This window comes from Candidatus Delongbacteria bacterium, from assembly GCA_020634015.1.
GTDB lineage: Bacteria > CAIWAD01 > CAIWAD01 > CAIWAD01 > CAIWAD01 > JACKCN01.
Map to the genome: position 1 here is coordinate 499,152 of JACKCN010000002.1, position 13,992 is coordinate 513,143.

The 13,992-nt window shown below is 59.3% G+C and carries 9 protein-coding genes; 7 read left to right on the plus strand and 2 right to left on the minus strand.

The features are described 5' to 3' along the window. The first annotated feature begins 86 nt into the window (after positions 1 to 86). From H6678_06155 to H6678_06175, 5 genes are all read left to right on the plus strand, one after another. Entirely contained in the window at positions 87 to 2,906 is a 2,820-nt protein-coding gene (locus H6678_06155) for an SUMF1/EgtB/PvdO family nonheme iron enzyme (protein ID MCB9473375.1), read from the plus strand. A 1,089-nt stretch (positions 2,907 to 3,995) separates the two neighbouring features. Next, complete coding sequence (locus H6678_06160; protein ID MCB9473376.1) at positions 3,996 to 6,695, plus strand: SUMF1/EgtB/PvdO family nonheme iron enzyme; 2,700 nt, start codon at positions 3,996 to 3,998, stop codon at positions 6,693 to 6,695. 183 nt (positions 6,696 to 6,878) lie between these two features. Next, a complete protein-coding gene (locus tag H6678_06165) occupies positions 6,879 to 7,283 on the plus strand; it encodes an HRDC domain-containing protein (protein MCB9473377.1) in 405 nt (134 codons plus the stop codon). A 211-nt stretch (positions 7,284 to 7,494) separates the two neighbouring features. Beyond that, entirely contained in the window at positions 7,495 to 7,833 is a 339-nt protein-coding gene (gene avd / locus H6678_06170; GenBank protein MCB9473378.1) for a diversity-generating retroelement protein Avd, read from the plus strand. Then, a complete protein-coding gene (locus H6678_06175) occupies positions 7,820 to 8,515 on the plus strand; it encodes a group II intron reverse transcriptase domain-containing protein (protein MCB9473379.1) in 696 nt (231 codons plus the stop codon). Before avd ends, H6678_06175 begins: the two co-directional genes overlap by 14 nt. Here H6678_06175 and H6678_06180 read toward each other — a convergent pair. Continuing rightward, complete coding sequence (locus H6678_06180; protein MCB9473380.1) at positions 8,512 to 8,934, minus strand: hypothetical protein; 423 nt, start codon at positions 8,932 to 8,934, stop codon at positions 8,512 to 8,514. The genes H6678_06175 and H6678_06180 overlap by 4 nt on opposite strands. Between H6678_06180 and H6678_06185 the strand changes: the two genes are divergently transcribed. Together H6678_06185 and H6678_06190 are read left to right on the plus strand one after the other, a co-directional pair. Beyond that, positions 8,819 to 9,157 carry an SUMF1/EgtB/PvdO family nonheme iron enzyme gene (locus H6678_06185; protein ID MCB9473381.1) on the plus strand — a complete coding sequence of 113 codons (339 nt, stop codon included), beginning with the start codon at positions 8,819 to 8,821 and terminating at the stop codon, positions 9,155 to 9,157. The genes H6678_06180 and H6678_06185 overlap by 116 nt on opposite strands. A 66-nt stretch (positions 9,158 to 9,223) precedes the next feature. Next, on the plus strand, positions 9,224 to 10,501 hold the full coding sequence (locus tag H6678_06190; protein ID MCB9473382.1) for an SUMF1/EgtB/PvdO family nonheme iron enzyme: 1,278 nt from the start codon (positions 9,224 to 9,226) through the stop codon (positions 10,499 to 10,501). A gap of 208 nt (positions 10,502 to 10,709) precedes the next feature. Here H6678_06190 and H6678_06195 read toward each other — a convergent pair whose 3' ends face one another. Beyond that, complete coding sequence (locus H6678_06195; GenBank protein MCB9473383.1) at positions 10,710 to 12,968, minus strand: hypothetical protein; 2,259 nt, start codon at positions 12,966 to 12,968, stop codon at positions 10,710 to 10,712. Positions 12,969 to 13,992: the final 1,024 nt, after the last annotated feature.

The following is a 13,992-nucleotide window of genomic DNA, read 5'->3' on the forward strand; positions in this document are numbered from 1 at the left end:
GGTGCTTCGCTCATTGAGGCTGGCCGATTTGTCTCACGCAGTTTGGATACGGCTCAGACATTGTCAACCATATTTCGGAGGCTTTCATGACACAAATGTTTCCAGTACTCTCTATTGTTTTGACCCTCGCTTGCGGTGCGCAAGCCCTCGACACTCCGCAGTTGTCGCTTGGTGCAGTGAGTGATGGCGTCAACACACAGGTGCAGCTGAGCTGGACGCCGGTGGAGGGTGCCAGCTACTACCAGGTTCGTGGGCGGACAACCTACGCGGGCACTGATTCACTGCTGACGACTACTACTGCAACAAACTGGGAGCTGACATTGCCAACAGGGTGGGACTGGCAGTCCCAGGTTTCAGTCTTGGGCTTCTACTCGGTGACAGCAATCAGCCATGATCCTGAATCCCTGATGGTCATGATCCCGGCCGGCGAGTTCATGATGGGCCAAGAAGACGTGGCCACGCCTGAGCACTCTGTTGCGCTGACTCACGATTTCCTTCTGGGACGCACGGAAGTCACAAACATTCAATATCTGGAGGCCTTGAACTGGGCAATGGAACAAGGTCTGGTATCGGTGGTTGGGGATTATGTGCAACAGTACAATGAGAACCTCCTGCGGATCGACCAAAGCGGAGTTGATAGCTACGAGATTCGCTACAATCCAAGTTCACAGCAGTTCTATTTGAATGCGGGAACTTACAGCGCGGGTGGGGGATGGGGGCCCGGCTTTGCCTATCCCACAAGCTATGAGTCGGCGAACCACCCCGTCAAGTTTGTGTCCTGGTACGGAGCTGCGTGTTACTGCGACTGGCTGAGTCAGATGAACGGATTGCCCCCCTACTATAACGGTGCTTGGAACCAGATTCCCATTCCCAATGATCCATATCTGGTGACTGGTTATCGCTTGCCGACAGAAGCAGAGTGGGAGTATGCTGCTCAATACAATGAGGAGCGGGAATACCCTTGGGGTTCCGACCTTCCCTCCTGTGAGCTGGCTAATTTTGCCAACAGCGATTACTGTGTGGGCTGGACCAGTCCGGTTGGCACACATCCCGCAGGTGCCAGCTTTCTTGGCCTGCAGGACATGGCGGGGAATGTGATCGAGTGGTGCAATGACTGGGTATCGGACTACAGCAGTGTCGCACAAACAAACCCAGCTGGTCCGAGTGGAGGCACTTATCGCGTCAGGCATGGAGGCAGCTGGTTCAACGGTGCTAACTACTTACCAAGCGCACGTCGCGACAACACAGCTGTTCCTTCATACGGCGCAAACAATCTGGGTTTCCGAGTTAGCAGGCTGAATTCCCCACAAGCAATGGTCATGATCCCGGCCGGCGAGTTCATGATGGGCCAAGAAGACGTGGCCACGCCTGAGCACTCTGTTGCGCTGACTCACGATTTCCTTCTGGGACGCACGGAAGTCACAAACATTCAATATCTGGAGGCCTTGAACTGGGCAATGGAACAAGGTCTGGTATCGGTGGTTGGGGATTATGTGCAACAGTACAATGAGAACCTCCTGCGCATCGACCAAAGCGGAGTTGATAGCTACGAGATCCGCTACAATCCAAGTTCACAGCAGTTCTACTTGAATGCGGGAACTTACAGCGCGGGTGGGGGGTGGGGGCCCGGCTTTGCCTATCCCACAAGCTATGAGTCGGCGAACCACCCCGTCAAGTTTGTGTCTTGGTACGGAGCTGCGTGTTACTGCGACTGGCTGAGTCAGATGAACGGATTGCCCCCCTACTATAACGGTGCTTGGAACCAGATTCCCATTCCCAATGATCCATATCTGGTGACTGGTTATCGCTTGCCGACAGAAGCAGAGTGGGAGTATGCTGCTCAACACGATGACGAGCGTGCCTATCCCTGGGGCTCTGCCATCCCAACATGTGAATTGGCAAACTACAATCCACTCCCCCATTGTCTGGGCTGGACCTGTCCGGTAGGGAGTCACCCCAGCGGCGCCAATGCTCTGGGTCTGCAGGACTTGGCGGGTAATGTTTGGGAGTGGTGCAACGATTGGTCCGCTAGTTACAGCAGCAACGCTCAAGTAAACCCCGCAGGACCTGTTACCGGCTCAACACGTGTAATTCGTGGAGGCAGCTGGGATGGTGGCGATGTATACCTTGCTTGTGCCAAGCGCAACAGTACTGCACCATCTGACATCAATCGCCGATATGGATTCCGTCTCTGCAAGTCCGAGCCATATTTGGGGAGTGGATTGGCAGCTTACTTTCCATTCAGTGGATCAGCAATGGATGAGAGTGGGAATGGAATTAATGGACTGGTGCAAGGGGCGGTGTTAGTTGCTGATCGGTTCGGTTCACCTGTGTCCGCGATGCAGTTTCTTGACAGCACAAGCGTGATAAGCATGCCGACCTCGCCGGCGCTGGATGCGATCACGGAAGCTGTTTCGATCTCCTTCTGGATTCGTCGCAGTGGTTCCTCCTTGGCGGAAAGCTTCCCAGTCGTGAAACGGACTCCGAGCGAAAATGGGATCCATTTCCTTTGCGGGATCAAGCCGGACGGGCGAGGACTGAGTTTCAATTTCTCGGTTCCTTCGGGCTCTCCTGCTCCGGCCTATGGCTCCTTCCATACTGTGAACCAGTATGCGCGAATCAATGACGGGCAATGGCACCACATCGTGGTAAGCCACGACTACACCAGTCGGAGCAATTCTCGATTCTGGATCGATGGCGAGGAAACAGTCGTCGTCTGGTCATTGGTTCCAAGTATCTTGCCTGCTGTCTCGTCTGGGTCCGCATTGCAAATGGGCCAGCAACCGGGTTCCTTCCCAGGTCCGTTCAACGGAATCTTGGACGATGTTCGAATCTATCGCAGGCTGCTGACAACGACAGACGTGGAGCAGTTGTTCACCGTTGGAGGATGGCAATCATCGAACTAAGAGTCAGGGTGACTTCAGACCAGACTCTAATCCCGTAGTCTGGACGAGTCAGCAGTCCTCGGGCGAGAGCGGGGACGGCCGCCGCATGGCCCGCCTGAGGGCGGACCGGCTGCGGGAGGTGTTCGGGAAGGGACAGCCGGCTCTCTGACCAGAAGGGATGGACTGCAACGACAAGGCGGGGGCAAATGCCCCCGCCTGTGTTTTGGTCGCGGAATCGGTGTGGTCGCTCAGTCCTCGCGGCGGAAGGCGCTGCGCGAGGGTGGCAGATTCTCCGGGGCGAAACCGCTCAGCCGGTGGGACTGCGCTCCGGGGGCCGCAGGGGCGAGGGGGCCTGGGCACGCGCCGGGTGCGGCCCCGCTCAGGGGCGAGCGCGGACGAGTATTGGGCGCTCGCGGCGGCTTGCCGCCGCGAGCGCGCGATGAGGTAAGCCTTATGCCAGTACGCATTTTCACCCTGCCCTTCGACGCCCAACATGAGCCTTCCAAAAGAATGGACCCTTGCTGCGTGACACGTTGCTCGCCGTGGACTCCGTCGGCACGATAGCACGAAGCATAGGCTCACTGTGAAGCACCGCCACGAAAATGGCAATCAGGGAGTGTGTTCTCGTGGTGATGGCCGATCAGGTGGAAACCAGGTCATGTTGGCGCGCATGGAAGTGCAGGACTGCGGATCATGTCGGGATCTTCCGGATTCGAGTTCGATCTGAGTGGGCCAGTGCAGCAATCGCCCTGAGCAGGCCGCCCGAACCAGCGCACCGTTATGAATTGATAAGCCACATGTTCTGGCAGCGATCGAAGGAACAAGCCACTGCCGATCGGGAATGAGATCTGTCCATAGCTGGGTCCGCTCGACATGAGGCACATGCCGGCATCTCGCCGCGTGATTCCCCGCGGCCGCAGATTGCAAAACTTCGAGCGCCAGCCGGGAATTGCACAGGAAGGGTGTTTCTGGTATCATTTAAAATGGAGATCCGGATCTTCAGCGGGTACGTGTGAATCCCCAGAAAACCTTCCGCTGGTGTTTACTTCTCTTCTGCTTCCGTGTCTCAAATCGGACGTTCAGAAGTAATGCTTCGATGCGAGGATCAAAATGAACCAACCCGAACTGCTTCAGTCGATTGGCTTGGTGTTTTTCCTGTTTGGCCAGTGCCACGCCACCACAAGCATCCAGGAAATCGACAGCCTAGAGATTGGAGTGGCCAGAAGCCGAGCTCAGTACGAAAGAGTATTGACGGATCCGGGAGCTTCCGGGATCCGTGCGGGGGACTCAGAAACTCTTGTGCTGGATGATCGAATCCTCACCGCAGTTGGGATTGGCAGCGGTGACCGGGAGCAGGCGACAAACTTCCTGAGTGGACCTTCGGTCAGTACGGAATTTGTCACAATTTCCGGGGAGGTCTATCAAGGTTGGGGAACACCGATTCCCGGTGCGACGGTCAGCTTTTCTGGGCTCGGTACCATCGCCATCAGCCCAACAGGCCAGTACTCCCAGCAGGTTCCGTATGGATGGTCCGGAACCTCGAGCTCGTCGGCACACTGCATGCACATGCATCCATCCGGCTACTCCTACACGAATCTTGTCGCAGATGTACCCTACCAGGATTTCGAGGGAGAAGACAACCCACCTTACATTGTCAGCGGATCCGCCCTCGATGAAAATGACAGTCCCATTCCCGGCGTTCGGATGAGTTTCCCGGACTCCGGTGTGTCGGTGTATACGGATGATGGAGGATACTTCGAACAGTGGCTGGATTGCGGCTGGTCTGGCATGTGTGTACCAAGCCGGTCAGGATGGACATTCACGCCTTCGTACAGTCTGATAACGGATCTCAGCGGCGATCAGTACCTCGGAGACTTCATTGGTCAAGAAACGGGTTTGGAGATTTCAGGATGGGTACATGATCCTTCCTCGGCGGGTCTTTCGGATATTGAGATCGAGTTCAGCGGACTGGGCAGCGCGCATTCAGGTCCAAGCGGTGCGTACACGAAAACGGTTCCACTCGGCTGGACGGGGATTGCCACTCCCCTTGCTGAGGGATTGAATTTCAACCCCGTGAGCCGGAGCTATAGCAACCTGGGGGGCAATCGGACTGGCGAAGATTACTTGGCGTACACTTACGAAATGCAGTTTTCGGGTACGGTCCTCGACTCGGAAGGTCAACCCCTCGTAGATGTACTCTTGCAGTTCAGTGGTCTGGGCACCACGAACAGCAACGAATTCGGTGACTACAACATGATGGTGCCATATGATTGGACCGGGACGGTCACTCCGGTCAGGTTCGGCTGGAGTTTCGATCCGCCATTGCGCTCATACACTGGGCTAGCGGTAGATGTGTATGAACAGGATTTCTCGGGTTCAGTTCAGCAATACAGCCTTTCCGGTATGATTCAGGACGAACAAGGGAATGGTGTTCCGGATGTTGGGATCAATGTCAGTGGGATCGGAGTAATGCAATCGGATGCTGGTGGCTGTTTCTCGATCCTTGTAGAACACGGGTGGTCAGGAACCTTGACGCCTGCCAAAGAGGACTGGGAGTTTGTTCCGGCCAGCCGGGCGTATTACCAGATGTTATCAAATCAGACCGGACAGAATTTCGAAGCACAAGGTTCACTGCTTCACGAGCCGGTTGTGCTTACGATCAGGGTCTTGCCTGAGTCCGAGCCTGCAACGGTTCAACTCTGCTGGAACCCAATCCCCAATGCTACTCGATATCATGTATACGGGCGAACCCGGCTCGAAGCATCGGACTCGCTGTTGGCGATGATTCCTGATACGAGTTTCACATTGGATCTTGCTGAAGGTTGGGGACCAGAGGCGTCCAATGGAATCGGCATTTTCCATGTTGTTGCCGGTCATTCAACCAGACCTGTCGGTTTGAGTTTCCCCGCAGGCAGTTTCATGATGGGCCAGGAAGGCTGGGAGTACCCTATTCCTCAGGTAACCCTGACTCACGACTTGCTGCTGGGTCGCACCGAGGTCACCAACCAGGAGTACCTGGAAGCCTTGCAGTGGGCCTTCGAGCACTCTGATCTGACAGGCGTCAGTGTGACAGCGAATACGGTGCAGGCCTACGGGGTGGAACTACTCGACCTCGACGCAATCGACTATTGCGAGATCGCCTTTGACAGTGGTACTCAGCAGTTCGCCCTGGTGGCGCGAACCTTCAGCACATGCTGCTCGGGTCCAGGCTTTGCCTATCCCGGGGGGGGGTACGACCCCGGACCTCACCCCGTGAAGGAAGTCTCGTGGTACGGGGCAGCTTGTTACTGCGACTGGCGCAGCATGATGGAAGGGCTGCCTCCGTACTACAACGGGCAGTGGAACCAGACGCCGAGTCTCAACAACCCCTACATGGCAGCGGGCTACCGGCTTCCAACGGAAGCCGAGTGGGAGTACTCGGCAGTGTGGGAGGAGGCCATGTACGGGTTCGACGAGCGTGAGTATCCGTGGGGGCCGGAGTCACCGGACTGCAGCCGCGCGAATCACTGGACGAACGCTGGCTGCGTCGGGTGGACCGTCCCCGTGGGCAGTGATCCGGCAGGAGACAGCGCGGCAGGACTGCAGGACATGGCGGGAAATGTGTACGAGTGGTGCAATGACTGGCACGCGGACTACAGTGCAGGGACGATATCGGATCCGCAGGGCCCGGAAAGCGGCTACTTCCGTGTCCTCCGGGGCGGGGCCTGGGTCAGCGACCATAGCGAACTCCGTTGCTCCTCGCGCTTTCTCGCCCCCCCCGCGCACATGGACTTCTTCATCGGCTTCCGTCTCTGCAGGACTCTCGAGTAACCCTATGCGCTCTTACCCTCTTACCCTTTGCAGAGCGCGTGACTTGGCCCCCCACACCCGGCGCAGCAGGGGCGAGGGGGCTTGGGCACGCGCCAGTCGCGGCCCTGCTCAGGGGACGAGCGCGGACGGGTCTTGGGTGCTCGCGGCGGCTTGCCGCCGCGAGCGCGCGATGAGGTAAGCCTCATGCCGGTACGCATCTTCACCCTGCCCTTCGACACCCAGCGAGAGCTGTTTCAGGAAGACGAGCTCAACCGCTTCTGCCTGAGCCGACAGGTGACGCAGAAGCGCGCGGAGTTCTTCAGCTGGCGGTGCAAGGCCTGGTGGACAGTCCGGCTGGAGGTCGAAGAGGCCGAGCGCAAGGTGATCCTGCCTGAGAGCCTTGACGAGGAGCAGACCGCGCGCTTCAAGCGCCTGCGCGAATGGCGCTTCGCCGAGGCCGAGCGCAAGGGGTTGCCGGCCTATGTGATCGCCACCAACCGCGAGCTGGAGGAACTGGCCCGGAGGCGGCCCCAGTCGCTGGAGGCGATGCGCTCGATCCACGGCAGCGGCAAGGCCAAGCTGCAGCGCTATGGGCCGGCGCTGCTCTAGCTGCTGCGAAAAGATGCATCGGCTGCCGGTGTGGCGGGCAAAGCGAGCCCGCAATCGCAGGCGGCCCCGGCGAGTGACAATTCCCTGGAGGGCCAGCTGACCAGCCCGGGTGATGAAGAGCTCAGGGACTTGGAAACTGGCGAAGCGACTGACAGGGGCGCACTGGGCGGCCCGACCGCGACCGACGTCGACACGGCTGTCGAGGCCCCCGATGAGCTCTGAGCTGCCACTCTTCGAGCACTGGAACCGTCTCCTCGACTGGCTACTCGACCGGCTCGAGCGCTTCCCCAAAGACGCGCGATTCACCCTGGCCCAGCGCATGGCCAATCTGGCACTGGACGCGCTGGAGGCGGTGATCGAGGCGACCTATACCAAGAATCGGCTGCCCATCCTGCAGCGACTGAACCTGATCCTCGAAAAGCTGCCCGTGCTGGTGCGGCTGGCCCATCACCGGCGCTATCTGAGCGACGCGCAGTATGAGTTTGCGGCCCGCGAATTGCTGAAAGCCGGGCGCATGGCGGGAGGCTGGCTCAAGCATGCCGCCAGTTGATGAACCGCTCAAAGTGCCTGGCTTCGATCAAGCCTTCTCCTTTTCGACTCTGCTTGAGGCCTGGCGGCGCGCCCGGCGCGGGGCGGGCGGCAGCGCGGCCTGTCTGGCCTTCGGCTTCCAGCTCGAACCCGAGCTGCTGCGCCTGGAGGATGAGCTGCTCATCGGTCGCTACCGGCCCGGTGGCTACCGCTTGTTCACCGTACGCGAACCCAAGCTCCGGCTGATAGCCGAGGCGCCCCTTCGCGACCGTGTGGTGCATCACGCCCTTGTCGCAATGCTCGAGCCGCTCTGGGAGCCGGGCTTCGATCCAGATTCCTACGCCACGCGCAAGGGCAAAGGCACCCACCGCGCTGTGCGCCGCGCCCAGGGCCTGTTGCGCGAACATCGCTGGTACTTGAAGAGCGACATCCGCTCCTGCTTTGCCAGCATTGATCTGCAGACACTGCTGCGCCTCGTGGCCGAGCGCCTGACGGACACGCGGATGCTCGAACTGCTCATGCGTGTGCTGCATGCCGATCCGCGTCTGCCCGGCCTGCCCATCGGCAACCTGACCAGCCAGTTCCTGGCCAATGTCTACCTAGACGGCTTCGATCGGTGGTTGGCAGACGAGCTCGCCCTGCCTGGCGTGGTGCGCTACATGGACGACTTCGTGCTTTCCAGGATGACAAGACCGTGCTGCTAGAGCTGCGGCCGCGGCTGGTCGAGTGGCTGCGCTGCGAGCGCGGCCTCGAACTCAAGCCAGGTGCCACGCGCCTCAACCAGCGTTGCCATGGGATGGGTTTCCTGGGAATCAGGATTTTTGCCGGGACCAATCGCCTGCGCCGTCAGAACCTCAAGCGAAGCCTGTGCAAATTGGCAAGGCGGGAATGGGCGCATTGGCAGGGCCGGGTGGACGACGAAGCTCTGATGGCAAACGGCCAAAGTCTGCTTGCCAATCTGAAATACTGGAACACTACGCTGCTGCGGCGGCAGATTTTCACGGGCGATCGTCCAAGGCGGCTCCAACCGTGTCATCCGGGGCGGCAACTGGAACAACAGCGCGACCAACCTGCGCTGTGCCAACCGCAACAACAACACCCCGTCGAACACGAACAACAACATCGGCGTCCGTCTCTGCAGCACCCTTGACCGGCCGTTCCGCGGCCTCCACGGACGCCGCGGCCGTGCGGGCCGGTGTTCCGGTTCGCTTCCAGCGAGGGTCCCGACGATTGTCCGGTCCGCCCATACTGTGGCGGCAATGACCCGCTGGTGGCCATATGCCACCGGCGGTATCCCCCGCTTGATCCGGATCGCTCAAGATCGGGCAGGTTCACCGGAGAATTGAAACAGGACAACCCCTTGTCGAAGAGTCCGAGTATTCACGTCCGTCTGTAGGCCAGGGAGGTGCATCATGGTGCGACACGATACATTCCGCATGCCCCGGCTGCTGCTGGTCACCATGACCTGCCTGCTATTGACTCTTTCCTGCGAGGACGACAGCGACGGCAGTGAGGGCGGACCCTTGGAGCTGCAGTTGAGGGCGATCCCCGCCACCGTGCCTCCGGGTGGACTGACGACCTTGAGTTGCGAGGTCACACATTCGGGCTGGAACACGCCGGAGTGCAGCTGGAGCAGTACTGAAGGCTACTTTCCCTCTGGAACCGCAGGGATGACGGTGCTGTGGAGAGCGCCTCCGACATCCGGAGCCTATTCGATCACGGTGGAGGTCGACGATGCCGTGGAGGTGCATGTCGGAACGATGCGTGTGACAGTACGGGGCGGCGTAGGAAACCTGCCAGCCATGGTCAGCATTCCTGCTCGCCAGTTTACGATGGGAGATCCTGCTGTTGCAGAGTCACCGCGCCAGGTCGCACTAAGCAACGCCTACCTGCTGGGAATTCATGAGGTGACCAACAAGGAGTACTGCGAGGCTCTGCAGTGGGCGTACGACCAGGGTCTTGTCACTGTCGAGGGAGAGTTCATCAAGCAACACGGGGAGTACCTGATCCATGTTGGGGATTATGTTAGAGGGAGGCTGGAGATCCCTTTTGATGCAGAAAGCGAACGGTTCGGGATCCATGCAGGAACCGATGACACGATGGGTTACGGAGTTGGCCCCGGGAATGCCTATCCGCATGGATATGATCCGGCGAATCATCCCGTACAGTTCGTTTCCTGGTTCGGCGCGGCCTGCTACTGTGACTGGAAAAGCCAGATGGAAGGGTTGCCATTGACATACGATGGCAATTGGGAAGTGCTGCAAGCCAACAGTCCATACGAATCACGGGGTTACCGCCTGCCTACGGAAGCCGAATGGGAATACGCGGCCCGATACGATGACAACAGAATCTATCCCTGGGGTGATACCGATCCTGTGGAGTGCATGCACGCCAATTTCAACCTGTGTGTTGGCTGGAGTACCCCTGTCGGTAGTTACGGGATGGGAACGAATACACTGGGATTGCAGGATATGGCGGGCAATGTGTGGGAGTGGTGCAATGATTGGTATGGAGACTATTCCAATGATGCGCAAGTGGACCCACTGGGGCCCGGAAGCGGTTTCAATCGGTGTATGAGGGGCGGTGGCTGGGGCCTCACAGCAGACAATATGCGCAGCGCCAGCCGCGACTCGAGAGCTCCGATACGTTTGACCTATGGCCTGGGATTCCGAGTCTGCAGAACACGGTAGCACGCGGGGTATTGTCCCGGGATTCCTGGTATTCCCCAATGGTCGGAATCCACACTGCTTGCCACACGTTGAGCAACCCAGTGACCAACGCTCGGGACTCAATCCCTGCCGGTGCAGTCTTGGGTCCTCGGAATGACAATCAGACAACAGAACAGGCGGGGGCAAATGCCCCCGCCTGTGTTTTTCGAAAAAGGATGTCGCACCGCGCTCAGTTCGCGAGGCGGAAGGCACTTTCTTTTTGGAACGCCGGGCCGAAACCCATGCCGGACACGGGATGGGTGCTGTCATCGGGAGCCGCGGGGCTGCCGCCCAGGCCGTAGTCGGAGCAGAAGGGGCGGTCGTCGACGCGGGTCAGCAGGCTCCAGTTGCCGTCCTGGTAGGTGACGAAGAGGTTGTTGCCCCAGCGCACATAGGCCAGGCTCTGGTCGGACTCGGGGAAGTGCAGGAACAGCGAGTCGGCGCTCGCGGTCCAGCTGCCGGCTTCCTCGTAGCACCAGGTTTCCTGGAAGTTGGCGTAGGTCAGGCCGTAGTCGCCGTTCTGGGAGTACTCGACCGTGTACTCGAAAACGCCCGGATTCGCGCTTTGCCAGATGCCCACCGGAGGACCGCTCTCCCAACCGAAATCCGTGCAGTAGCGCATGTCCTGCACGCGCTGGTAGCTGGCATTGCCCACGCCGGGGGCACTGAGCACCAGACTGGATCCGCCGGAGGAGAAGCGCCAGGCAAGAGGGCCGAAGTTCTGGGTGTAGGTGATCCGCAGGGAGTCGCCGTCCTGCTGCCAGGTGCCGATCACCTCGAAGCAGGTCTGTTCCTGCAGTTCGCCTACCGTGACCAGGAAGGTGTGGTCTTCCAGAATGCCCACGGTTTCTTCCCAGACTCCCGTGCCGCCGCGTTGCCAGAAGCCGTAGACATTGGCCAGCGGGTCAAAGTTGTAGTCGTCACAGCTGGGCAGTGTGTTCACCGAGTGATAGGTCCGGCTGCTGCCGCCGAAGTCAATCGTCAGCATTCCGTTGGTCAGCGACCAGCTGCCCAGGGTGACCTGGTTCGCCCCGGTATCGGTATAGATGTGGGTCGCGTCCGAGGACCACACGCCCGAGGTGCTGCCGCATTCCCCGGCAATCCAGTCCGCCTGCACGCGCGTGTAGCTGCCGCCCTCGGCGAACTCGATCGTGTCCTCGTGGTCATTCAGCACACTGGACTGCCACAGACCCGCGGGTGTCGGCTCCGGCGGCATCTGGATGTTCACCACGCCATTGCTGATCGTGATCGCGTCGCCCGTGGCGTTGGTGACCACGAAGGAGAAGCTGCCCGTCAGCTGTGTGGCCGAGGCCTGCGTGATCACGATGGAACCGCTGGCTCCGGGGAAGTTCGTGTTGTACTCACCGACCGGGTTGCTGTAGTCGTAGCCCGGCACGCTGGTGTCAGGCACATAGCGCCCCATGCCCTGGTCGCCGGCGAAATTGGCTGAGTACGTGCCCGGGCTGGCGTTGGCGATGTAGAATTGCAGCTGGTGATCGCCCGCATCGCCGATGACCCAGGCGTCGCCGCCCATGATGGTTTCCAGCCAGACATGCGAGCCGAACTCCATGGGTGTGCCATCCACGGTGGCCGAAAGCGTGCCGGTCCAGCCGGTGCTGCTGCCGAAGTCATAGTCCTCGCAGCTGGGCATGCTGCCGACAGCCTGGAACACGACGGCGGGCGACACCTCCGCATTCCAGACGCTGAGGGTGCTGCCTTCCAGCGACCAGGCCAGGCGATCGGTCTCCGCGCCCAGGGTCACCACCAGCGTGTCGCCATCGAGGGTCCAGCTGCCGTTCTCACTGTCACAGCTCCGGTCAAGGTAATCGGCGTAGACCTCGTGGACGGTTCCATTGGCCAGAAACTCCAGCGTTTCCTGCTCCACTCCGGCTTCCGTGTATTGCCAGATGCCCACCGGGCTGTCGGGAGTGGCCGGCGGGCCGTAGCTCAGATCGAAGTGCCCATCGGAAATGTACAGGGTGTCACTGCTGCTGGGGTCGGACAGCATGTAGAACGCGAAGCCACCAGCAAACTGCGACGCAGTGGCCGTGGTGACATTGATCCAGCCGCTGACGATGCCCGGGATGGTGCTCAGCTGGCCTGCGCGCGTGTGGTAATCGTAGTTGGAGATGCCGGTATCCGGCACATAGGCGCCCATGCCGCCGTCGTCGGTGCTGAACATGCCCGTCGCGTAACTGGGGAGGTAGAACTGCAACTGGGTCTGCCCCGAATTGCCGATCACCCAGGCGTCGCCGCCATTGATTTCCTCCAGCCAGACCTGGTCGCCGAAATCGGTGACGACGCCAGCTACCCTGGCGGTCATCGTGCCCGACCAGGCGTAGTTGGCAGTGTTGTCTTCCGTGCTGTCTTCCGTGCAGCCATGCAGGACGGAGAGACTTGCCAACAGAAGCCCATACCCCAGAGCTCTGGTGATTTTCCAGTTCATCATGCTGTTTCCTATCACTGACCGTGTTTTCTGTGTGTGAGGGGGAATTCCAGAATAGGAAACGGAAGCGAATACCAGAGAATGAAACTTGATTCCTGAAGAAAATGTCAGTGCGCTCAGCGAACGGCCAGATCCCGTGGGTTGCAGAAACTGTTGGAACAAGCGCAAGGTGGGCTTCTGATTCGCAGCCACCCTGTTGGCCCAGCTGGCCATGCAAAGACTTCAAACGGGCTTGCAGAATTCCGGCGGTGTTGATTTTCTGCAACAGGGAGATCTGGCAATCAGGACACTATCCAGTTGCGGCATCAAGGCCCAAAGCTGATTGCGACCGGATTTTCAGGCAATCAATGGCACAGCTCTTGCGAAGCGATTCGGCAGACCAAAGCAGCGAAGAGTTCTGGCGGCAGGCTGATTGGGTAGTGATGAACGGTCCGGTAGATGGCGCCTTCCATACCGGATCATCAGTGTCGGCCCGTCCCCCGGCGGGCCGGCGTATTCATTTTCAGGGTGCCGTCAGAATGCTCGATCAGCTTTGAGCCATGTTCGGTTCTGCTTTCATTGGTCTTGAATGGGAACGGTGAGTTCACAAGATTGGCGACTCGGGTGCCAAAGGAATTGATTCGATCCTGAAACTGATGCAGCGCTGCATACATGGCTTGGCTGGCGAAGTTCGGGTCCGGATGGAGATGCAGGATCAGTCTGAAGTCAGTGGTTGCGCTTGCTCAATCAACACTCACTTTCCGCATTGTCGACAGCGGCTCCGATAGGGACTGACTCTGGGCTGTCGACTATTCCATTCGGCCTTGAGTTGATTGTGGACTGCACTTGGGCCTGGTCGTGACTCACAGCAGTCCGGATGGGACTGAGATTCCGGGATGGGCAGTGACAATACTCCGCCAGAGCGGGCAACCCACGATGCAAGTCATCGCTGAACTCAGCAGGGTACACATTCCTGTTCCTTTGCCCGGAAGCAGTGCTTGAGTATTCCACCAGAATCGTCCGGTACCCGCGGGCACGTGATGCAGAT

What these genes read in the sequence shown, in the direction of transcription:
- avd (MCB9473378.1), top strand. Translation starts at nt 7,495, where the DNA reads ATGAGCTCTGAGCTGCCACTCTTCGAGCACTGGAACCGTCTCCTCGAC.
- H6678_06190 (MCB9473382.1), top strand. Translation starts at nt 9,224, where the DNA reads ATGGTGCGACACGATACATTCCGCATGCCCCGGCTGCTGCTGGTCACC.
- H6678_06175 (MCB9473379.1), top strand. Translation starts at nt 7,820, where the DNA reads ATGCCGCCAGTTGATGAACCGCTCAAAGTGCCTGGCTTCGATCAAGCC.
- H6678_06195 (MCB9473383.1), bottom strand. Translation starts at nt 12,968, where the DNA reads ATGATGAACTGGAAAATCACCAGAGCTCTGGGGTATGGGCTTCTGTTG.
- H6678_06180 (MCB9473380.1), bottom strand. Translation starts at nt 8,934, where the DNA reads ATGTTGTTGTTCGTGTTCGACGGGGTGTTGTTGTTGCGGTTGGCACAG.
- H6678_06165 (MCB9473377.1), top strand. Translation starts at nt 6,879, where the DNA reads ATGCCGGTACGCATCTTCACCCTGCCCTTCGACACCCAGCGAGAGCTG.
- H6678_06160 (MCB9473376.1), top strand. Translation starts at nt 3,996, where the DNA reads ATGAACCAACCCGAACTGCTTCAGTCGATTGGCTTGGTGTTTTTCCTG.
- H6678_06155 (MCB9473375.1), top strand. Translation starts at nt 87, where the DNA reads ATGACACAAATGTTTCCAGTACTCTCTATTGTTTTGACCCTCGCTTGC.